Source organism: Qipengyuania nanhaisediminis (assembly GCF_900115585.1).
Lineage (GTDB): Bacteria > Pseudomonadota > Alphaproteobacteria > Sphingomonadales > Sphingomonadaceae > Qipengyuania > Qipengyuania nanhaisediminis.
Window position 1 is genome coordinate 1 of sequence record NZ_FOWZ01000006.1, and the last position, 19,787, is coordinate 19,787.

17 protein-coding genes and 1 tRNA gene are annotated in these 19,787 nt (G+C 59.4%); 6 read left to right on the plus strand and 12 right to left on the minus strand.

Annotation, left to right across the window (positions count from 1 at the left end; genetic code table 11):
- Positions 1-74 precede the first annotated feature (74 nt).
- A protein-coding gene (locus BM173_RS13970; protein WP_090483091.1) for an IS3 family transposase occupies positions 75-1,426 on the minus strand; the annotation gives its coding sequence in 2 pieces (ribosomal slippage) (positions 75-1,088 and positions 1,091-1,426; 1,350 coding nt in all).
- A gap of 265 nt (positions 1,427-1,691) precedes the next feature.
- Here BM173_RS13970 and BM173_RS13975 point away from each other — a divergent pair.
- Positions 1,692-2,597 carry an alpha/beta fold hydrolase gene (locus tag BM173_RS13975; RefSeq protein ID WP_090483092.1) on the plus strand — a complete coding sequence of 302 codons (906 nt, stop codon included), beginning with the start codon at positions 1,692-1,694 and terminating at the stop codon, positions 2,595-2,597.
- Entirely contained in the window at positions 2,594-3,088 is a 495-nt protein-coding gene (locus tag BM173_RS13980; protein ID WP_090483093.1) for a hotdog fold thioesterase, read from the plus strand. The genes BM173_RS13975 and BM173_RS13980 overlap by 4 nt, the downstream gene beginning before the upstream one ends.
- Here BM173_RS13980 and BM173_RS13985 read toward each other — a convergent pair.
- Genes BM173_RS13985 through BM173_RS13995 form a run of 3 tightly spaced genes read right to left on the minus strand, consistent with a single transcriptional unit; the run spans position 3,018 to position 7,184 of the window.
- Positions 3,018-4,478 carry an efflux transporter outer membrane subunit gene (locus BM173_RS13985; RefSeq protein ID WP_090483094.1) on the minus strand — a complete coding sequence of 487 codons (1,461 nt, stop codon included), beginning with the start codon at positions 4,476-4,478 and terminating at the stop codon, positions 3,018-3,020. The genes BM173_RS13980 and BM173_RS13985 overlap by 71 nt on opposite strands.
- 10 nt (positions 4,479-4,488) lie before the next feature.
- Complete coding sequence (locus BM173_RS13990; RefSeq protein WP_051051456.1) at positions 4,489-6,060, minus strand: MDR family MFS transporter; 1,572 nt, start codon at positions 6,058-6,060, stop codon at positions 4,489-4,491.
- Positions 6,057-7,184 (minus strand): HlyD family secretion protein, encoded by a 1,128-nt coding sequence (locus BM173_RS13995; RefSeq protein ID WP_061926347.1) that lies wholly within the window; start codon positions 7,182-7,184, stop codon positions 6,057-6,059. Before BM173_RS13995 ends, BM173_RS13990 begins: the two co-directional genes overlap by 4 nt.
- 206 nt (positions 7,185-7,390) lie before the next feature.
- Here BM173_RS13995 and BM173_RS14910 point away from each other — a divergent pair, with 206 nt between their 5' ends.
- Positions 7,391-7,801 carry a MarR family winged helix-turn-helix transcriptional regulator gene (locus BM173_RS14910; protein ID WP_224199439.1) on the plus strand — a complete coding sequence of 137 codons (411 nt, stop codon included), beginning with the start codon at positions 7,391-7,393 and terminating at the stop codon, positions 7,799-7,801.
- 4 nt (positions 7,802-7,805) lie between these two features.
- On the plus strand, positions 7,806-9,392 hold the full coding sequence (locus BM173_RS14005; protein ID WP_090483096.1) for an ABC1 kinase family protein: 1,587 nt from the start codon (positions 7,806-7,808) through the stop codon (positions 9,390-9,392).
- A gap of 627 nt (positions 9,393-10,019) precedes the next feature.
- Here the strand turns inward: BM173_RS14005 and BM173_RS14645 are convergent.
- The 8 genes from BM173_RS14645 to BM173_RS14040 form a co-directional block, all read right to left on the minus strand.
- The gene (locus tag BM173_RS14645; RefSeq protein ID WP_177201919.1) at positions 10,020-10,196 is read right to left on the minus strand and encodes a hypothetical protein; all 177 of its coding nucleotides are present in this window, start codon (positions 10,194-10,196) and stop codon (positions 10,020-10,022) included.
- On the minus strand, positions 10,193-10,960 hold the full coding sequence (locus BM173_RS14010) for an MBL fold metallo-hydrolase (RefSeq protein ID WP_090483097.1): 768 nt from the start codon (positions 10,958-10,960) through the stop codon (positions 10,193-10,195). The genes BM173_RS14645 and BM173_RS14010 overlap by 4 nt, the downstream gene beginning before the upstream one ends.
- The gene (locus tag BM173_RS14015; RefSeq protein WP_090483098.1) at positions 10,957-11,733 is read right to left on the minus strand and encodes a TatD family hydrolase; all 777 of its coding nucleotides are present in this window, start codon (positions 11,731-11,733) and stop codon (positions 10,957-10,959) included. The genes BM173_RS14010 and BM173_RS14015 overlap by 4 nt, the downstream gene beginning before the upstream one ends.
- Positions 11,733-13,295, minus strand: coding sequence for a methionine--tRNA ligase (gene metG / locus BM173_RS14020; RefSeq protein ID WP_090483099.1), 1,563 nt, complete (start codon positions 13,293-13,295; stop codon positions 11,733-11,735). The genes BM173_RS14015 and metG overlap by 1 nt, the downstream gene beginning before the upstream one ends.
- Positions 13,288-14,238, minus strand: a complete 951-nt coding sequence (locus BM173_RS14025; protein ID WP_090483100.1) for a DNA polymerase III subunit — start codon at positions 14,236-14,238, stop codon at positions 13,288-13,290. The genes metG and BM173_RS14025 overlap by 8 nt, the downstream gene beginning before the upstream one ends.
- Positions 14,235-14,876 carry a dTMP kinase gene (tmk, locus tag BM173_RS14030; protein WP_090483102.1) on the minus strand — a complete coding sequence of 214 codons (642 nt, stop codon included), beginning with the start codon at positions 14,874-14,876 and terminating at the stop codon, positions 14,235-14,237. The genes BM173_RS14025 and tmk overlap by 4 nt, the downstream gene beginning before the upstream one ends.
- A complete protein-coding gene (locus tag BM173_RS14035; RefSeq protein WP_245755910.1) occupies positions 14,873-16,015 on the minus strand; it encodes a D-alanyl-D-alanine carboxypeptidase family protein in 1,143 nt (380 codons plus the stop codon). The genes tmk and BM173_RS14035 overlap by 4 nt, the downstream gene beginning before the upstream one ends.
- A gap of 148 nt (positions 16,016-16,163) precedes the next feature.
- A complete protein-coding gene (locus BM173_RS14040) occupies positions 16,164-17,105 on the minus strand; it encodes a lytic murein transglycosylase (RefSeq protein ID WP_245755911.1) in 942 nt (313 codons plus the stop codon).
- A 198-nt stretch (positions 17,106-17,303) separates the two neighbouring features.
- Between BM173_RS14040 and BM173_RS14045 the strand changes: the two genes are divergently transcribed.
- Together BM173_RS14045 and BM173_RS14050 are read left to right on the plus strand one after the other, a co-directional pair.
- A tRNA-Ser gene (locus tag BM173_RS14045) sits at positions 17,304-17,393 on the plus strand.
- Positions 17,394-17,754: 361 nt separating this feature from the next.
- A partial coding sequence (locus BM173_RS14050) for a DUF7507 domain-containing protein (protein ID WP_218152656.1) occupies positions 17,755-19,787 on the plus strand: 2,033 nt, incomplete at its 3' end.

A 19,787-nucleotide genomic window follows, 5' to 3' on the forward strand; every position in this document is an offset into this window, starting at 1 on the left:
TGTCCGTCGTCAGAACATTTGGCACAACTTGCGGCGTAGGCTTACGGAGTGTGGGCCTCGTCTGGGATTGATGTTTAGGCGGCGAGCTTGCGGTGTTGCAAGCGCCGATGTTCGAGTGTCTTTCGCTTGATCCTTTCTCGTCGCTTCACGATAGCAGGAGCCCTGCCGAAGTAGGCATCGGCAGGCGTCACGTTGTCGAGGCTCTCGTGATAGCGCCGGTGGTTGTAGTGCTCGACGAACGCCGCGATCTGCTGTTCGAGATCGCCGGGCAGGAAGTAGTTCTCCAGCAGCACACGGTTCTTCAAGGTCTGGTGCCAGCGTTCGATCTTGCCCTGGGTCTGCGGGTGGAAGGGCGCGCCGCGCACGTGGCTCATCTTGTTGGCCTCGATGTATTCGGCCAGCTCGCCCGCGATGTAGCTCGGGCCATTGTCGCTGAGCAGGCGCGGCCTGTGCAGCACATTGGCATGGTCGCAGCCTGAAGCTTCCAGCGCCATGTCGAGCGTGTCGGTAACGTCGCTGGCGCACATGGTGGCGCACAGCCGCCAGGCGATGATGTAGCGCGAGAAGTCGTCGAGCACGGTCGACAGATACATCCAGCCCCACCCGATGACCTTGAAGTAGGTAAAGTCGGTCTGCCACATCTCGTTCGGCCGCGTGGTCTTTGTGTGGAACGCCTCGGCTGCCTTGATCACCGTGTAGGCCGGGCTGGTGATCAGATCATGGGCCTTGAGCAGACGGTAAACCGTGGCTTCGGACACGAAGTAGCACCGCTTGTCGGTGAAGCGCACCGCCAGTTCGCGAGGGGACAGCTCGGTCTGTTCCAGCGCCATCTCGACGATCTGCTGCTGGATGTCCTCACCGATGCGGTTCCACACCCGGCTTGGCGCAGAGGGCCGGTCTGCCAGTGCCTCCGGCCCGCCTTCGAGGTAACGATCATACCAGCGGTAAAAGGTCCGTCGAGCAATGCCGAGCTGGTCCAGCGTCCGTTTGGTGGGCAGGTGCGACTGCTCGACGATCCGGATAATCTCCAGCTTTTCGGATGCGGGGTACCTCATTCGTCGTCTCCCCCATCCGCGATCATGCTTTTTTTGAGCAGACGGTTCTCCAGCGTCAGGTCGGCCACACATTCCTTCAGATCGCGCGCCTCACGGCGCAAATCCTTCACCTCGTCCGTGGTCGCGGCACGGGCTGTATCGCCAGCCAGGCGGCGTTTGCCGGCCTCCATGAACTCCTTGGACCAGGTATAGTACAGGCTCTGGGCAATGCCTTCGCGGCGGCATAACTCGGCAATGGAGTCATCCCCGCGCAAACCGTCAAGAACGATCCGGATCTTGTCTTCGGCAGAGAAGTGTCGACGGGTCTTGCGGCGTATGTCCTTGACCACCCGCTCGGCAGGCGATTTTGCATTGGAGGATTTGGGCTTCATCTTCGTTCCTTCGTCACTACGACGAAGCCCAAATCCTCCTTAAATCACAACCTCAAATCTGTGCCATAGGTGCTGACGGGGGACAAAGCGGACAGCGACTACTGACCGAATCGCAAGCCGGTGCATTAGAGAATGGTCTGGAGAAACCCCTCTTGGCATAGACTTTTGCCGTCGTTGAAACGCCCCTGCAGGACAGCCAACACGGAGCCGAGAGCCACAAACTAAATTGGTTTACTATTTAGCGCGCCTTTCCTACCATCCGGAGATGGCGAGAGAAACCTTTACGATTGAGGGCGCAGGCGCGATTTCTCTTACAGCCGAGGCTGAGGGGGATGCCTACGCTAAACCCGTCCTTCTTGCGCACGGCGGCGGGCAGACACGGCGCGCGTGGAGAAGGGTGGTCAGCGAGCTGGCTCAAGCCGGCTTTCGCGCAATCGCCTTCGACATGCGCGGTCACGGAGACAGCGATTGGTCGCTATGCGGAGCTTATGAAATGCGCGACTTCGCGGCGGATCTGGTCGCTGCAGCGTCGCGCCTGGACCAGAAGCCAGCGCTGGTTGGCGCTTCACTGGGCGGGCTCGCTGGACTGATTGCCGCAGGGGAGCTTGCTCCAGGTAGCTTTGCTTCACTCACATTGGTCGACATTGCCCCGCGCATGGAGCCCAGCGGTGTGATGCGCGTGGTTGGTTTCATGGAAGAGCATGTCGATAGCGGCTTCGCCTCACCAGAGGAGGCGGCCGACGTGATCGCTCGCTACATACCGCATCGTCCCAAGCGGGGCGCGAGCGATGGTCTGAAAAACTATCTGCGGCAGAAGTCGGATGGGCGCTTCTATTGGCACTGGGACCCGGTGTTTATCCGTAATATAATGTCAGCCAGACAAGGCGACCCAGACAGCCAAGAACGTCAATCGGCAATGCTGAGCCAAGCTGCGGCGAATCTCACGCTTCCGCTTCACCTCATCCGAGGCGGCTCTAGCGATCTTGTTTCCGAAGAGGCCGTTTTGCATCTGCGACAACTCGCCCCCCATGCAGAATACACCGATATTGCCGATGCCACGCACATGGTCGTGGGCGATGCGAACGATGCCTTCTCCGCCGCTATCGTCGATTTCCTACGAACCCATCACTCTTGCGATACGGCTCAACCACAGGGGACGAGGGAGCTATGATCGATCGAGAGCGCTTGCAGGAAATGCTGAATATCGCGCCGTTTCATCGATGGCTTGGGCTGGAGATTGCAACATGCTCCGACAAGGGAATCGCGATCACCATGCCATGGCGCGAAGAGATCGTGTCGAACCCTATGATTGGGTCGGCGCATGGAGGGATCCTGGCTTCACTGGTCGACCTCACCGGGCTTTATACTCTGCTTGCCGGGGGCGTCGCGGCGAGAGCGACGGCCGATCTGCATGTCGATTACCACCGTCCTGCAACCTCAGGACCTCTCACTGCTCACGGACAGATCGTGAAGATCGGGCGACAGATTTCGGTGGCGGAAACCCGGGTTCTCGAGCCCGACGACAAGTTGGTCGCCAGCGGCAGGGGCGCCTACTTCTCGTCAACCGGATCACTTGATCAGCGCGGCGGGACTATTGATCTCGAACAGGCTCTTGCCACCCAAGGCCCAGCGACTTCTGCAGCGCGATCCACGCCAGCGTAAGGGCACCTTTTGCCCGGACGAGGTCTGCTGAGGCCTGCTGCTGTTCTCGCAGGGCCCGGTTGAGGTCAGCCTTCGAGATCGCTCCTGCGGCAAAACGTTGGCGGTTCAGGTCCGCCGCGCCGTCAGCCTGCTTCTTGATTTGCATACTGGCAGCGAGCGCCACACGCTGCTGGCCGAAGCGAGCCAAGGCACGTTCGGCGTCTTGCAGTGCCAGAAGCACCGTCTGCTGGTAATTGGCGACTGCTTCGTTGCGCGCCGCCCCGGCTTGGTCGATCGCAGCGTCTACCCTGCCGAAATCCAGAAAATTCCACTGGAGGCGTGGGATCGCGAGTGCGGAGAAATCGCCGACATCGACAACGTCGTCCAACGAGGATCCGCCGAGGCCCAGTATCCCCGTGAAGGACAATTTCGGGAACCGCGCCGCCTCGGCCACCCCGATCCGCGCCGTCGACGCGGCAAGAGACCGTTCGGCCGCCCTTATGTCAGGCCGACGCGCCACCAGGCTTGCCGGATCGCCGATCGCGACCTGCTCTGGCGGCATGGGAATGGAATGCGCAGTCGTGAGCGCTGCATCAACTGATCCCGGCACCTGTCCGGTCAGTATAGCGAGTGCATCAGACAGGACTGCGATATCCGCTTCAGCTTCGGCAAGTTGTGACTTGAGCATCTCCAGTTCGGCATTCGCGGTGCCTACCGGGAAAAGCGGCAATGCACCGTGCTGATAGCGTTGGTATGTCAGCGCCAGGATCTCTTCCTGCAACGAAATCTGCGCCTCAAATTGCTCTGCGCGGAATTGGGCCTCCCGCAAATTGACGTAGGTGCTGGCCACTTGGGCAGTCAACTGGACCTTTACGTCCTCTGCATTGGCCACGGTTGCAGCAGCTTGGGCATTGCTGGCTTCAATGCGCCTGCGCGAGCCACCGGCGAACTCCAGCTCCCAGTTGGCGTTAAGGCCCACATTGAAAAAGCTGAGCGAGTCATCGGTTTCTGCGTCGGAATTGGTTTGCTCTGACGGGGGGGGCGCCCCGCCTTGAATGTCGAGACCACGAAGCCGGCCCTGCACGGTGGTGGCCTGTGCCCCAAGCGATGGCATTCGACCCGCACGGTCTTGCCTGATGGATGCCCGTGCCTGGGCAATGCGCGCCTGCGCTGCGGCGAGCGAAGGGTTGCCGGACAGCGCAGCCTCCACCAGCCGCGTCAACTCGGGATCGCCGAGCAGCAGCCACCATTGAGCGACAACCGGATCAGATGCGCTCACATCACTGCCAGCGCGCACAAAGCGAGTGCCCGTGTCTGCTGACACAACTTCCGGGGGGCCTGCATAATCGGGCCCAGCCGTGCATCCAGCTAGCAAGGCGATAGTGATAATCGGAGGTAGCAAGTGGCGCATAATCTCGGGCTCAGTGCATCGAAAGGGAGACATTTTCCGGAAGCGGCTTGAGGAACAGAACAAGCGGGACTGTCGCGAGTGTGAGAAGTCCCATCACCAGAAAGACATCATTGTAGGTCATGATGAACGCTTCGCGCTGGAGAGTGCCGCCGAGTGCCGCCATCGCTCGTTCCATATCGCCCAAGCTTCGCGCCAGTCCGTCGAGATAGGTCTGCAGCGAAACGCTGTTCGCATTCAGCGTTTCTTCCATGCGCCTCGTATGGTGCCAAATTCGCTGGTCCTGGAACGAAGCGAGGGCCGAGAGGGCGAATGATCCGCCAAGATTGCGGGCCGCGTTGAAAATGCCCGAGGCATCGCCCGCGTCTTCCTTGGCCACCGACGCAACCGTTGCCTGATTCAGGAACATCATCGCAAGTATCATTCCGGCCCCGCGGATAAGCTGACTTTCAGTGAAGACAGCGCCGCCGGATTCGGCGGTCAGACTCGTGCTGACAAAGCAGCTGATCGCCATCAGCAGCATTCCGGTGCCGACGGCAATGCGGATGTCCACCTTGCGGATCATCAGGGGCAGAACCGGCATCAGGAGAAAGGCCGGGACACCCATCCAGAAGATGACCAGTCCCGTCTGAAAAGCATTATAGTCAGAGATGATCGCCAGAAACTGCGGAATGACATAGGTCGAACCATACATCACCATGCCCAGGGCGAGCGCCATGATCGCGACGCTGGCGAACTGTCGATTGAACAGGAGCTGCAACTTCAAGACTGGCTTGCGTGCCTTCACCTGTCCGTAAATCAAACAGGCAAAGCCGATAATGGTCACCACCGTTAGCCAGCGAATGAGTGAGGACTCGAACCATTCCTCACGGTGCCCTTCCTCGAGTACAACAGTCAGACCGCCCAGTCCGAGGATCAGCCCGAGAATGCCAGCCCAATCGGCGTCCGTGAGATATTCCCACTTGGGCTTCTCGTGAGGCAGCCCGATAAACAGCAAGAGCAGCAGGATTGCGCAGACTGGCACATTGACGAAAAAGGCATAGTGCCAGCTCAGGTTCTCGGTCAGCCAGCCGCCGATCAATGGCCCCATCACGGGGCCAAGAACCACAGTCATGCCGAACAGGGCCATTCCGATTGGCTGTTGGTGCGGCGGTAATCGTTTAGCCACAATAGTCATTGCGGTCGGAATGAGGACTCCGCCCGTGAATCCCTGACCCGTTCGGCCGATGATCATGGTCGTAAGGTCGGTTGCAATCCCGCATAGCACCGAAAATGCGGTGAACGCGCTAACCGCGATGATGAGGAGGGTTCGCAGACCGAACAGCCGTTCGAGCCAAGCGCTCAGCGGAATGACGACGATTTCAGCAACGAGAAATGACGTAGCAATCCAGGTGCCTTCGGCGCCTGTGGCACCGATCTCGCCCTGAATGACGGGGAGTGCGGAATTGACGATTGATATGTCCAGCGTCGCGAGCATGGCGCCAAGCGCGCCCGCGGCCACAGCGACCCAGGCAGTCACGTCTGCGTTCTTTCGGCCCCCGGCCGGCCCGATCGAAGTGTCCTGCGCTGCCAGTATCTCGGTCATTGAGTCCGACTCGAGATCTCTTCCAATTCGCCGGCAGCATTCCGGGTGTCGACCGTAGCCACTACCGACATGCCGGGAACGAGCAGACGCCGCACTTCAGGGGGAGCATCGATACCGATGCGGACGGGTATCCGTTGAACGATCTTGGTAAAGTTGCCGGTGGCATTTTCGGGGGGGAGGATGGAAAATTCCGCGCCCGTTCCCGGCGATATGCTGACCACTCGCCCCGCGATCTCAAGGTCGGGTAGGGCGTCAACTTCGAGCCTGACGCTTTGGCCGGCCCGGATCAGGCCGACCTGCGTTTCCTTGAAGTTTGCCGTCACGTAGATCGCCCTCACCGGAACCACCGTCATCAAACGTTGACCCGGTTGCACGAACTGGCCCACCCTCACCGAGAGATCGCCGACGCGGCCGGCCTTGCTGGCGCGCAGCAAGGTCGATTCAACCGTAAGGTCGGCTGTTTCCAGCTGAGCGCGAGCAGCGTCCGCCTGCGCCTGGGTCTGGTTGATCTGCTCGAACAGGGTCCCTCGGCGCGCGGTCGCGGCAGCCACCGCTGCCTGCGCGGCGACGAGTTCGGCCCGCGCTTGCCGCGCCTGCGCCTCATACTGGTCTAGCTTTTCCCGCGGTTCGGCTCCTGTCGCGGCAAGGGGCCGATATCGCGCCACCTGGTCGTTCGCGAGGTCCAGTGCTGCGCGCGCGGCGGCGAGTTGGCCCCGCGCCTGGCGAATGGCTGCATCCTGTTCGGCTACCTGAGAACGGATTGTGTCGGCACCGGCCAGGGTCGCAGCGATCTGTGCGCGCGCCTGTTGCGCTTGCGCCTGATAATCCCGCAGATCCAGTTGTACGAGGGCTCCGCCGCGAGCAACCTGCTCGTTCTCCCCCACGAAGACCTCTTCGACGTATCCCGCTACCTTGGAAGAGATAACGACGCTGTCGGCAGCGACATAGGCGTTATCGGTCGTCTGCATGTACTGTCCGTAGGTTACGTGCCGGTAGTACCACCAGATCCCGCCAAGCAGCACGGCAAGACCAACGATGATTAGCACGATGCGCAAGCCACGCCGCGATTGCGGTTTCGTTGGGGTTGTGCCCTCCTGCTCCGGTTGGTTGGAGTTATCGGTCATCTGACTCTTTCGGCAGCCTCAGTAAAAGGTGAACGCGTCTCGCGCCCTATGAGCCGTGAGTCAGATAGTAAAGGCATTTAGCAGTTTGCATTTGGGCATCCGAGGCTATCCGACTACACAGCGCTATGGATGAAAAACCAGATACCATGTCACGGTCTCAGCGTCGGCAGAAGTTCATCACCGATGATGACCGCATTCTCTATCTTATGGACGAGATCAGTCGCGGCGCGCGCAGAGTGTACGATGCGAGGGTCGCCAGGATCGGTCTCAATCAGACACAGTGGAGGATCATCGGACAACTTCTTCGCGATCCTGCCCTTACGCAGGCTGAAATCGCCAAGAAACTGGAACTGGAATCGGCGACCATCGGCCAGGCGGTTGCAGGTCTTTGCGCACGCGGGCTGATGAAAAGGCTTCGAGCTGAGACGGATCGGCGAGCGTGGCAGCTCATCCTCACGGAGCAGCTTGACGATCTGCTGCCCGAACTGAGAGGCTCCGCGGATAGGCTTCATGGTCTGCTTTGGCGCGACATTGCCGCCGACGAGAAGCAAACGTTGCAGCAGACTCTTGAAAGGGTATCGGAAAATCTGGACCAACTCCGGGCCGAGGCTGAGTAAAATCATGGCATCGCCCCCGGAAAAGCCTATCAGCAGCATCGCTCGCGCCGCGGAGATCGGCCAAATCCTAATGAGGCACGGCGCGAAGAATCTCGCCGGAGCCCTCGGATTTATTCCCTCTTCGAGCAATGTCATCGATCCTCGCGAATTTCATCCGGCTGCAGTTGTGGCGTTCCTCCGTGACATCGGGCCAGTCGGCATAAAGCTGGGGCAACTCCTCGCCACCCGAAGCGATCTGTTTACCGAACACTGGATCACGGCATTCTCAACCCTGCACGATCAGGTGTCGTCAGTGCCCTTCGCAGATATCGAGCCCGTACTTGCTTCAAGCTGGGGTGAGGACTGGCGGAGCGACTTTGCGCAGTTCGACGAAAAGCCTTTGGCCTCTGCCTCCATAGCGCAAACCTATTCCGCCAGACTGCGGGACGGAAGCGAGGTCATCGTGAAGGTTCGGCGGCCAGGCACTGCCGCTCGGATGGAGGCTGATGTGCGCCTCCTTATACGCCTTGCCGGGATCGTGGAAGCACGGTCGCCGGACATCGCGCGTTACCGGCCAGTCGAGTTTCTGCGGACCTTCGGCCGCAATCTTGCCTGGGAGATGGACCTCGCTGCGGAATCCCGAGCCTGCGAGCGGATCGGCGCATATCTCGATACCATCGGCGTCAGGTCCCCGGCCATCCATTGGGAACTGACCGGGCTGCGGGTGAACGTTCAGGAACGCCTGTACGGCAGGCCCGCGTCTTCGCTGGGCAGCCCATCGGGCGACCCGCGGGTGGCGGCTTTCGCTAAAAGCTATGCCAACGCTGTCCTGCGGATGATCATCCTGAACGGCGAATTTCACGGCGACCCCCATCCCGGTAACGTCTTCATGATCGGCGAGCAGGATGTCGGCTTCATCGACTTTGGATCGGTCGGGACGCTCACCAAGGCCAGGCGCGACGAGATCGTCCGCCTCGTCCTTGCGATCGCTGGTGAGGAAACCAGCGATGTCGCGAATGTCCTGCTCGCATGGGCGGGGGAGCCGAAGGTGGATCGCGATGCGCTCGCGGTGGATCTGGATCAGTTGATCGGAGAGTTCAGGGGGACCGTGCTATCTGGCATCGAGTTCTCGCAGATTTTTTCCCGCGCTTTCGACCTGTTGCGGGATTATCGACTGGTTCTGCCACCTGATCTGGCCATTCTTCTGCGTACCTTGTTGACTGCAGAGGGCTTCGTCCGATCGCTGGCACCGGACTACAACATCGCCGAAGAGACCCGGCCGATCATCACGGAGCTTCTCGCCGAGCGGTTCTCGCTCGGCAGCGCTCGGTCGGGTTTGAAGAGACTTCGCGGTCAGCTGCTGGGTTTGTCGGCGTCCTTGCCCGACATACTTGCCACTGCGAACTCGATCGCAAAGTCAGGATATGTGCCGGTTCAGCTCGATCCGCTCAGTATCGAGCAGCTCGCTGGACTTCGCAATGAGCGTCAGTCCTTGAAAGGCCCTCTAGCTGCCGCATTGATCATAGCTAGCGCGTTGCTTGTCGATCAATCCTGGCTTCTGGCTGGCGGCGCGCTTGTGATTGCTGGGGTGGTGCTCATCCGAAAGTCATAATGAAGGAGCAACTTAATTCGTGCACGGTCACGATACGGCAAAGCCGAACTTAACGAGGATTTCATGCGCCTCACTTCAGCGACCAAGACGCATCGCGAAGAAAATTTTTCGACCTATTGCGATTGAAGGCTTATTTTCCCTCAATCAGACGAAACTTTGGAACGGCAGCTTTCAAGCGTGTCCTGGCCTGACTTTATGGCCGCTATTGGGGCGCATAGCTGCCATCGACGCTAGTCTGAACCAACGGCAGCTTTTGGGCGAAAATCGTGACTACTCGAATGACCGGGATTAGGGCGCAAAGCGGCCACTGCCTCTTTGCCACGATCGACTTCCCACAGGCTGAGGCCTATTCCGCCTGCGGCGGTTGCGCTCAACCCTCTTTGAAGAAACTTCAAAGAGGGTTGAGCACTCAATGGGACCTAAACGCGTGCCTAAATGGTGAGGACAACTGACCAAAGTTGCTACACACTGAGATTTCGGTTGTGCAACAACGGAGAGGGTCACTGCGGCCGTAAAAGCCCCTCAACCATTTGTGTTTAAACACGAAATTTGGGGGAACTAAGTGCAACGGTTAGCGGAACCGCTCAGCCTGTTAAGTACCAGCCGAGGCGACGCGCGATTGGAGTCTCAGTCCATCCCCGTCAGCCAGCTCACCAGGATGTAAGCTCCGAGGATTATTCCAACCCAGATCGCAGCAATCTTCACCATCTCGCTGCCGGTCATGCCGTCGCGGCGCATTCCGGTCAGGTATGCGATTGCCAATGCGCCCATCAATGCAGCCCAGACCCAGCCACCGCCGCTCATAATCCGATCTCCAATCCGTCATAGCCGACAATGAAGCCTTTCGGCACCTCGGCCTCGAGCGCAGCATAGTCCATGCTCTTGTCGAGATGCGTCAACACCGCGCGCTTCGCCTTGCAGCGGCGCGCAAAATCGATGGCCATCTCAAGATGCGCATGTGTGGGATGCGGCCGTCTTCGAAGACAATCGACCACGAGGAGATCCGTGCCCTTGAAGCAGGATACCATCTCCTTCGTAATCTCGCTGAAGTCAGTCGCATAACCGATTGACTTGCCGTCCGCTTCGAACCGAAAACCGGTGCTGGTTACCGGCCCATGCGGCATCTCCACATATTTGAAATCGAAGCCTACAACCAGGCGAACCTGGCCGACTTCCTGCAGATCCATCAGCGTCGGATAGCCGAACTGTCCCTCGAACACGTAATCGAACCGCTTGCGAAGACGGTCGCAGGTAACCTTGCTTGCGTATCCCGGGAGAGGATTGGTGCGATCGTATCGCATCACCCTGAGATCATCGATCCCGTGACAGTGATCCGCATGGTCGTGCGTCCAGAAGACAGCGTCGACCTTGGCAATGTTGTTTGCCAAGAGCTGCGCTCGCAAGTCGGTCGACGTATCGATCAGCACGCGTTTGCCCGCGTCGTTCTCGACGATGATAGAGACCCGCGTGCGGCGATTGCGCGGATTTCCGGGGTCGCATTCACCCCAGTCGTTCCCGATGCGAGGCACGCCGGTCGACGTACCGGAGCCAAGCATCAAGAGTTTCATGCGGCCGCCTTGGAAAACAGACTGTAGAAGTTTTCGGTCGTGTAGGTGCCAAGTTCCTCGAGCGTTTCACCGCGCAATTCGGCGATGAAACTTGCCGTATCTCGCACATACCCCGGCTCGCACGGTTTCCCGCGATGCGGAACGGGTGCGAGAAACGGACTATCCGTTTCAACGAGCAGACGCCCGGAAGGAACTGCCTTCGCAACCTCCTGCAAATCCTTGGCATTCTTGAAGGTCACGATGCCGGATATGGAAATGGAGAGGCCGAGCTTCAGGACAGCCTCACCGAACGCGGCCGATGCCGTGAAGCAATGGATGAGCGCTGGGAAGGCCCCCTTCTCCATCTCGTCGGTGAGGATGGAGAGCGTGTCCTCTTCCGCGTCGCGCGTGTGGATGATGACCGGCAAACCGGTCTCGCGCGCAACGTCGATATGAATGCGGAAAAGTCGCTGCTGCGCTTCGCGATCCGAATGATCGTAATAGTAATCGAGACCGGTTTCACCCAGCCCGATGACCTTCGGGTGGCTGGCCGCTTCGAGCAATTCCTCGCGCGTCAAGTCTGGATGGTCATCGGCATTGTGCGGATGAATGCCGACGCTGGCCCACACATCGCTTTGCGCGGCTGCGGTCCCGATGATCCGATCCCATTCGTCCCGCTTGGTGGAAATGTTGAGAAAGGCCCCTACCCCGGCGTTCCGTGCACGATCGAGCACGTCTGCCTGATTTTCGACGAGGCCTTCGTATTCGAGGTGGCAATGGCTGTCGACGAGCATCAGGACGCCGTTTCCGCTTCGGGCAGTTCGAGCCGCGGGAATGCGGGCACCGGCTTCTCGATCGTGTGCCCCGAGGCGACGAGGGCCGGGAACCAGCCCTCGTCTGCGAGATCGCCGTAGGTTCGCCGGTCTGCCGCGACGCCCAGCTGGTCGAGGACGGCGGCGGCTTTCGTCGGGACCACGGGCTGGATTGCGATTGCAAGGTCGCGAATTGCAATGAAAAGGGTCTCCAGGACAGCCTGCATCCGGTCCGGATCGGATTTCTTCAATGCCCAGGGCGCCTGCTCGTCAACATAGGCGTTGCAGGCGAAAACTGCCTTCAGCCAGGCTTCGATGCCGACACTGAAATTCAGTGCCTCGAATTCCTGGGGGAGGACCTCGCGACACGCATTCTGGACAGTGCCCAGCAACGCCTTGTCATCGCCATTGGGTTCGAAGTCCGACAACTTCCCGTCCATGTTCTTGTGGATCATCGAAAGGGTACGCTGCGCGAGGTTGCCGAAGCTGTTCGCCAGCTCCGCATTCACTTTGTTTACAAGCGCTTCTGCAGAATAGCTGCCATCTTTCCCGAAGACGACTTCAGCCATCAGGAAGTAGCGCAGGGAATCCACGCCAAACAGGTCGACCAGCTCGTTCGGGTCGGTGACATTTCCGGCGGATTTCGATTCCTTGACGCCTCGGTTGAGGAGGAAGCCGTGGCCGAAAACGTGCTGCGGCACGGGGATGTCGGCGCTCATCAGGAAGGCAGGCCAGTAGATCGTGTGGAAACGCACGATGTCCTTGCCAATCAGGTGAAGGCTAGCGGGCCAGTATTTGTCCCAGGCCTCGCCACCATCGGGATATCCGACTCCCGTGATGTAATTGGTCAGCGCGTCGACCCATACGTACATCACGTGATTGTCGTGGCCCGGTACCTTAACACCCCAATCGAAACTGGTGCGACTGACGGACAGGTCCTTGAGGCCGCCCTCTACGAAAGCGATCATCTCGTTGCGGCGGCTTGCGGGCTCCAGGAAACCGGGGGTCTTCAGCAATTCGAGAAGCGGCTCGGCGTATTTCGACAGCCGGAAAAACCAGGTCTCTTCTTCGGTCCACTCAACCGGAGTGCCTTGGGGAGATAGTTTTTCGCCCCCCTCCCCTTCGACGAGTTCCTTCTCGTCGTAGTAGGCTTCGTCGCGAACGGAATACCAACCTTCGTAGCGGTCTAGATAGAGATCGCCCTTGGCCTCCATCGCCTGCCAGATGGCGCGACTGGCCTTGTGGTGATCCTCGTCGGTTGTCCGGATGAAGCGGTCGTAGGTGATATCGAGACGGTCGAACAAGTCCTTGAACGCGCCCGACATTTCGTCGGCCAGCTCACGCGGGGTCTTGCCCATATCGCGTGCTTTCTGTGCCATCTTGAGGCCGTGTTCATCGGTCCCGGTCTGGAACCGCACGTCCCGACCCATCAGGCGCTGGAAGCGAGCGATGACGTCTGCAGCGATCGTCTCGTAGGCATGGCCGATATGCGGCTTGCCATTGGGATAGTGGATTGCGGTGGTAATGTAGAAAGGATCAGCCATTGCGGCGCTCGCTAGCCGCCCCGGCAGCGGCGAGCAAGGTACCGATTTCCATCGCGATCAATCCGGGGTCGAAATTGTAGGTCGGCTGCTCACCGGTCAGGCGTACGAGTTCGCTATGCGTCTCTACGAGTTTGCGGGGATCGGCACCGGCATGGTCCACCCTTTCCGCGAGTATCGCGCGAGCGAGATCGAGTATGGCCTGCAGCCTGGGGATGTCCTGCTTGGCCCCGATGACGCCAGCCAGTTCACCGCGAAGCGCAAAATCCCTGTCGCCCTTCTCGATGATCGTCCGCATCAAGCGCGCAGCCGACCCGAGATCCCGTTCGACGAAGGACAGAGCGGCGCCGGGAGAACCGGCAGCGGCGTCGATGGAGGCGTCTCTCGTGGCAATGTCGGCATCCGGGGCGAGCTCCCGGAGCAACGCGTCCATTTGCTCCTTTGAAAGGGTGGGAAAGCGGACGGTCCGGCAGCGAGAGCGGATGGTTGGCAAGAGACGTGCGGGACTATGCGCGACGAGCAGGAAGAACGTACCTTCGGGCGGTTCTTCGAGGCTTTTCAAAAGAGCGTTCGATGCGCCTGTCTCCATGTCGTCGGCCGGATCGATGATGACGGCCCTGCGGTTCCCCATGGTGGGACGTGTCGTCAGGCGCCTCTGGATTTCCCGAACCTGCTCCACCTTGATGCCGCGTGCGAGATCATAGGGCTTGCCGTCGTCGCGCTTCTTTGCCTCTTCCTTGTTCTTCGGACCGTAGGTGAGTGTGAGGATGTCAGGATGATCCCCGAAACCGGGATCCACGCCGACGAGTTCCCTCGCGGCAGCTTGGGCAAAACTGGCCTTGCCCAGCCCTTTCTTACCCGCCAGCAGCCAGGCGTGATGCATCCGCGCGCCGCCCAATGCCGATCGCCATTCGGCCCAGGCATCATCGTGACCGACGAGGCTCAAGGGCGCGGCTCCGGTAACATGGGAGAAAGGGCGGCAAGAACGCGCTGGTGCACTTCCTCCACTGTTCCCTCTCCGTCGATAATCCGGAAGCGGTCGGGCTCTTCGGACGCGAATGCTTCGAAGGCGGAATTCACAGCGAGGTGATAGCTGTCATCGCGACCGCCGATGGCATCCGTCTCGTCGCCGTCTCGCGCGCGCAGGCGCTCTTGAACGTGATCCGCCGAAGCTCTCAGAACGATCGTAGCATCCGGCAAGAGGCCATGACTTCCGATCGTATGGAGCTGTCGCACAGCAGCGTCACCCAGCTGCCCTGCCCTGCCCTGATATGCCCGGCTCGAATCCAGGTAGCGATCGCAAATGACCCACGAGCCTTCCCGGATCGCCGGCCTGATCAGGCGTGCGACATGGTCCGAACGCGCGGCTGCGAACAACAGGGCTTCGGCTTCTGCTTCCCAGCCTTCCCCCGGCGGGTGAAGGAGCAGCGTACGAATGGCCTCCGCCCCCGGTGTTCCGCCCGGTTCGCGCGTGAGGACCGCATTCAGGCCACGTCCTTCGAGGAAGTTCGCCAGCAAGCGCGCCTGGGTCGACTTGCCCATGCCTTCGCCACCCTCGAACGAGATGAAGCGCCCCTTGGTCACCGCAGCCATCCGCGAAACCCGTTTGCCACCCGGTCAAGGAAGCCCGCTTCACCCACCTCCGCTGCGGCGTGCAGCGGGATTCGGTAATCCGGCATACCCTCTGCCTGAATTAGGAGTTCGGCGACTTGCTCGTTTTCCGCAATCGGAGCGCGGAGCGGACCGCGATAGCTGATGGTCATCTCGATCCTGGGATCGGCGTCGCCCGGAAGACTGACATACACTCCACCCGGTACGGCGAGACCCACTGTACCGGCGTCGCCACCTTGGACCTGCGCTTCTCCGACGATTGCTCCCCTTCCCAGCAGCTGCTTTTGCTCGAATTCGCGAAAACCCCATTCGAGTAGCTCTCGCGAAGCGCGGTCACGCACTGAGGAGCGAGGACTTCCTGCCACCACCATGACAAGGCGCCGTCCGTTTCGCTCGGCCGAACCGAGAAATCCGTAGCCCGCCTGGTTGGTGAAGCCTGTCTTGATCCCGTCCGCACCGCGCACACGGCCCGAGATAGGATCGTGATTGGGCTGCGTAATATCGTTGTAGGTATATTCGGTCCGACCGACGTAATGCCGGTACTTGGAGGGATGCCTGCCGATCATCGATGCGGCGAGTGTTCCCAGATCGCGCGCGGTCGTGAACGTCTTGCCATTGTCCATCCAGCCATTCGGTGTCCCGAAGTGACTGTCGCGCATGCCGATTTCCCGGGCCTTCGCGTTCATTTCGGACACCCATGCATCGATCGAACCTGCTGCCCCGTGAGCCAGGGCCGCCGCGCCGTCATTTGCAGAAACCGTCGTGACCCCGTGGATAAGTTGGTCGACCGTCACGCGGGCACGGTTGGGCAGAAACATGGTGGAGCCGACGTTATTCCACTCATCCCAGACTTCCGGGTCGACGGTGAAAACCTGGCGGGGCACCAGTCGCCCTTCCTCGATCCATTCGAAAGCGAGGAAGGTCGTCATGACTTTCGTGATGGACGCCGGCATAAACCGCCTGTCAGCTTCCCGCGATAACAGGACCTGCCCGCTGGTGAGGTCCAGCAAATAAGCGATCGGCGCATCCTCTGTCGCCGGAGGCTGGGCGCTCCCCACCTGGGCGGAAAGTGGTTGAGCGGCAAGAATGCTGGCGGTCGCATATGCGATCAAGCGGGTCGGTATTGGCAAACGTTTCCACGCCGGCTGCCCGGCGTTCCCAATGACTGTTCGAACTCGGCCACAGGTATAGCCAGCCCCGCTGCGATTGGCGAGTTGCCCTCCGACATTTCCACCGGACTAATCCGGCCGAGAAATTCCGTCAGCGAGCGATCTCATCCGCCAGCAGGCCAACGCTCATAGCGTAGTAGTTGGAGCAGTTGTATTCGAGGATCACGCGATAGTTCGAGGTGAGAAGCCAGGCAGGTGTGCCCGGACCGTCAGGCTGGAACAACGAGACCATGGTGCCAGGTGCCAGCGGAATCTGCGGCTGAACACCAAGCTCTCTCCATTCCTCGACGGTCTTGTACTGGCTGTGGCGTTCATGAACTCGCGAGCAGACAGGCGCTTCCAGCTTCGTACGGTAGCGGTCGACGTCGAAGCCAGACGGGACGTAGGCGCTCACTCCCCATGGCTGGCCGGTCCGCCAGACCGCATCGCGGAAGTAGTTTGCGATTGACGCCAGCGCATCGGCGCGGCTGTTCATTATGTCGGCGCGCCCGTCGCCGTTTCCGTCCGCGGCCAGGCGAAGGTAGACGCTGGGGAGAAATTGCGGATTGCCGAACGCTCCGGCCCAGCTTCCCTTGAGCTCGCTGCGGGAATAGCCCTTGTCGGCGACTTTCATCAGCGCGACAAATTCACCCGCGAACAATTCACGTCGGCGCCCTTCCCAGGCAAGAGTTGCCAGGGCCTGGGACAGGTCGAACCCGCCCTTTACCGCTCCATACGCAGTTTCGTGCCCCCAGATTGCGACCAGGATTTCGCCGGGAACTCCGAACCTGCGCTCCAGAGCTACAAGCTCGGAGCGGGCGTTGGCATAGTTACGCCGCCCCCCGGAAATCCGTGCATCGTCGACATGGGTCGCGATGTATGGCGCAAGCGGCGGATAGCCCGAACGTGTGGGAGAACCCGGTTGCGACCGATCGAGCTGGATCACCCGGGTATTGGGCTCGAGCCCTGCAGTCATTCGCTGCAAGGTCGCTTCGCTCACTCCTTCAGCCCTCGCCTGCGCGATCAGCAGCTGCAGGTACGCGTCGAAGGACATGTCCTGCGCCGCAGCAGGCGAAGCTGCTAAGGCAAGTAAGGTGGCGAACAAAAACGAGAAAATCGGGCGTCGGGTCATGGGCATAGCTTTGCAGTAGGACTGTGAACGTGAGATGTCATCCGTAACCCTACTATGCAAAACCATTGTCAGTTCCGGGATGACAAAGACACTTCGCAACGCTAGCGGGGATGGCGCGGCGGACAGGTGGCAGAGCGGTTGAATGCACCGGTCTTGAAAACCGGCAAGGGTGCAAGCCCTTCGTGGGTTCGAATCCCACCCTGTCCGCCAATTTCGGTCATGAGCACCAGGGTTGCTCCCGTAATAATATTGCGCAAACCCTTTGCAATATTCCTGTAGATTTCCGCCAAAATACGATTGACTTTGCAAGCGAGTTGACTCGTCCACCCAAAGAGTTAACTTCTTGTTAACCCTTTTGGCAGGCGAGTCGTTTCCGAACCTGCACAATCAGGGATCAAATAGAATTTATGGGCCGCCTTGCGATGCAGACTTCGGACGAATGTCCGGATGCGTCGAAGGCATCTATTTCGCCTTCCTCTCGTCTGCCAAGCATGACGTGCACCAATCACAGAGCGACCAGTAAAGGTCGCCTGGGGCCGCCTATCGCAACTCAGGCTTTAGGGGATGAAGAATGGCTATCCTGGTAGATCAAGACGGCGACGGAAATTTCGACAAGGAACGCGATGACGATACCGTTACGCTTCCAGTCATCACCGATGACACTGCGGATGGGATCGATGACGTCGACCTTACGACAGCTGGGTCAAAAGCTATTATCGACGGTGCAGTTTTCCTAGACGCAGTCAACATCGGTGCGGGAACCGGAAACTACAACACGTTCCTCGCCATCCAGGATGACAATGATGACGACAGCATCGAGGAGGGTTTCAATTCCAACGACACCAATCCTCTCGATGGTTCGAACGACGAAATCGACCAATCCAAGACCGAGACAATCCTACTTGGTTCGATCCCTGTTACATTCTTCGACGCTGATGGGGATGGAATCGAGGAAGCCTATTACGAATTCAGAGTCGACCTGAACGAATCCAATGCCACCCCGGATACCCAAATTTCGCTCGACGAATTCGAGCTTTACGCATCCTCGGATAACTCCATCAAAGATCTCACGACACTTCGTTCCGAAGAGTTGATCTACGATATGGACGCGAATGGTGAGGTTTCAGTCCTCCTGAGCGAAGCCAATTCATCGGGCTCCGGCAATGATGACTATTCAGTCCTGATTCCAGTCGAGAAATTCGGCGATGCCGACCCGGCTACTACATATGTCTATCTGTATGTGAAGATGGGTGCTGCCGGGGAAGACTGGGGTGTCCAGGGCGGTTTCGAGGAATGGAACCTTCAAAACGCCGCGATAGTCCAAGGCGCAAAATTCGAGGACACAGATGGTGATGGCGTCCGCGATGAAGGAGAAGACGGCCTCGGTGGCGTTTTCATCTTTGCCGACCTCGATGAAGACGGCGAGTTCGATTACATCGATGCTAACGAGAACGGGGTTTTCGATCCCGGCACCGACACGGCCCTCGAGCAATGGGATATCACCAATGCGGATGGTACCTATTCGATGGGTGGGTTTGGTATCAACGACACGAGTTACACCGTTCAGATTCGGGAGATTGTGCCGGATGGTTATTTGCGGACCACGGGTGATTTCGAAACGGTATTGATCTCATCGCAAACCGACTCTGGCGAGATTATCCAGGTCGATCCGATCGGTAACAAGCCGCTCCAACCAAGCATCGATCTCGTCAAAGAAGTGCCCCAGATCATCGATGGCAGCGGTTTGAATGGACTCGGCGGCGCAGATGATGCCGGCGATCAGGTAGTCTACCTTTTCACCGTCACTAATGATGGCGAACTCGACCTGACAGATGTCGAACTAACCGATCCGAATATCGATGCCGATTCCCTGGTTCGCCTCGCTGATGTCATTGGCGACAATGACGATATTCTCGAGGTGGGTGAGAAATGGGCTTACACTGCGGTCCACACTGTTACGCAGGATGAACTCGACAGCAACGGCGACGACAGCCCGGACGGACCCGACGGCGACATCGACAATACTGCGACCGTCGTTGCGCAATCGTCCGCAGGTCAGGTTTCGGCATCGGACAATGAAGATGCTCCGCTGCTCCAGATTCCGGGCATCGAGGTGCTCAAAACCGTGTCATCCGTGGAAGACGGTGCGGACTACGACGCCACCGGACAAGTCGACAGCGCAGGCGATGTAATCAATTACAGCCTCACCATCGCCAACACCGGAAACTATGCGCTTTCCGGTGTGACAATGACCGATAAGGTCGAAGCTTACGCTACGGTCGATGCGACTCCGGTCGAGGATGGATCTGGCAACAACATCGGCGACCTTGACCAGGATGGCCTGCTCGACGTCAACGAAATCTGGGAATACACTGCCAGCTATACCGTTACGCAGGAAGACATCGATTCCAATGGCTTCGGCGACGGTACGATCGACAACATCGCGACGGGTGACACCAACGAAACCCAACCGGAAACGGACGTTGCTGAGGTACCCGTAGTACAAGTCCCCGTTCTTGGCATCAGCAAGGCTGTGGTATCGGTGGATGCGGAAGGCGACAACGTGCTGAACGCTGCCGGTGATGTCATCGAGTATTCGGTGAC

Coding starts and splice junctions, on each gene's coding strand:
- BM173_RS13975 (WP_090483092.1), top strand. CDS start 1,692: ATGGCGAGAGAAACCTTTACGATTGAGGGCGCAGGCGCGATTTCTCTT.
- BM173_RS13980 (WP_090483093.1), top strand. CDS start 2,594: ATGATCGATCGAGAGCGCTTGCAGGAAATGCTGAATATCGCGCCGTTT.
- BM173_RS13985 (WP_090483094.1), bottom strand. CDS start 4,478: ATGCGCCACTTGCTACCTCCGATTATCACTATCGCCTTGCTAGCTGGA.
- BM173_RS13990 (WP_051051456.1), bottom strand. CDS start 6,060: ATGACCGAGATACTGGCAGCGCAGGACACTTCGATCGGGCCGGCCGGG.
- BM173_RS13995 (WP_061926347.1), bottom strand. CDS start 7,184: ATGACCGATAACTCCAACCAACCGGAGCAGGAGGGCACAACCCCAACG.
- BM173_RS14910 (WP_224199439.1), top strand. CDS start 7,391: ATGGACGAGATCAGTCGCGGCGCGCGCAGAGTGTACGATGCGAGGGTC.
- BM173_RS14005 (WP_090483096.1), top strand. CDS start 7,806: ATGGCATCGCCCCCGGAAAAGCCTATCAGCAGCATCGCTCGCGCCGCG.
- BM173_RS14645 (WP_177201919.1), bottom strand. CDS start 10,196: ATGAGCGGCGGTGGCTGGGTCTGGGCTGCATTGATGGGCGCATTGGCA.
- BM173_RS14010 (WP_090483097.1), bottom strand. CDS start 10,960: ATGAAACTCTTGATGCTTGGCTCCGGTACGTCGACCGGCGTGCCTCGC.
- BM173_RS14015 (WP_090483098.1), bottom strand. CDS start 11,733: ATGCTCGTCGACAGCCATTGCCACCTCGAATACGAAGGCCTCGTCGAA.
- metG (WP_090483099.1), bottom strand. CDS start 13,295: ATGGCTGATCCTTTCTACATTACCACCGCAATCCACTATCCCAATGGC.
- BM173_RS14040 (WP_245755911.1), bottom strand. CDS start 17,105: ATGTCCTTCGACGCGTACCTGCAGCTGCTGATCGCGCAGGCGAGGGCT.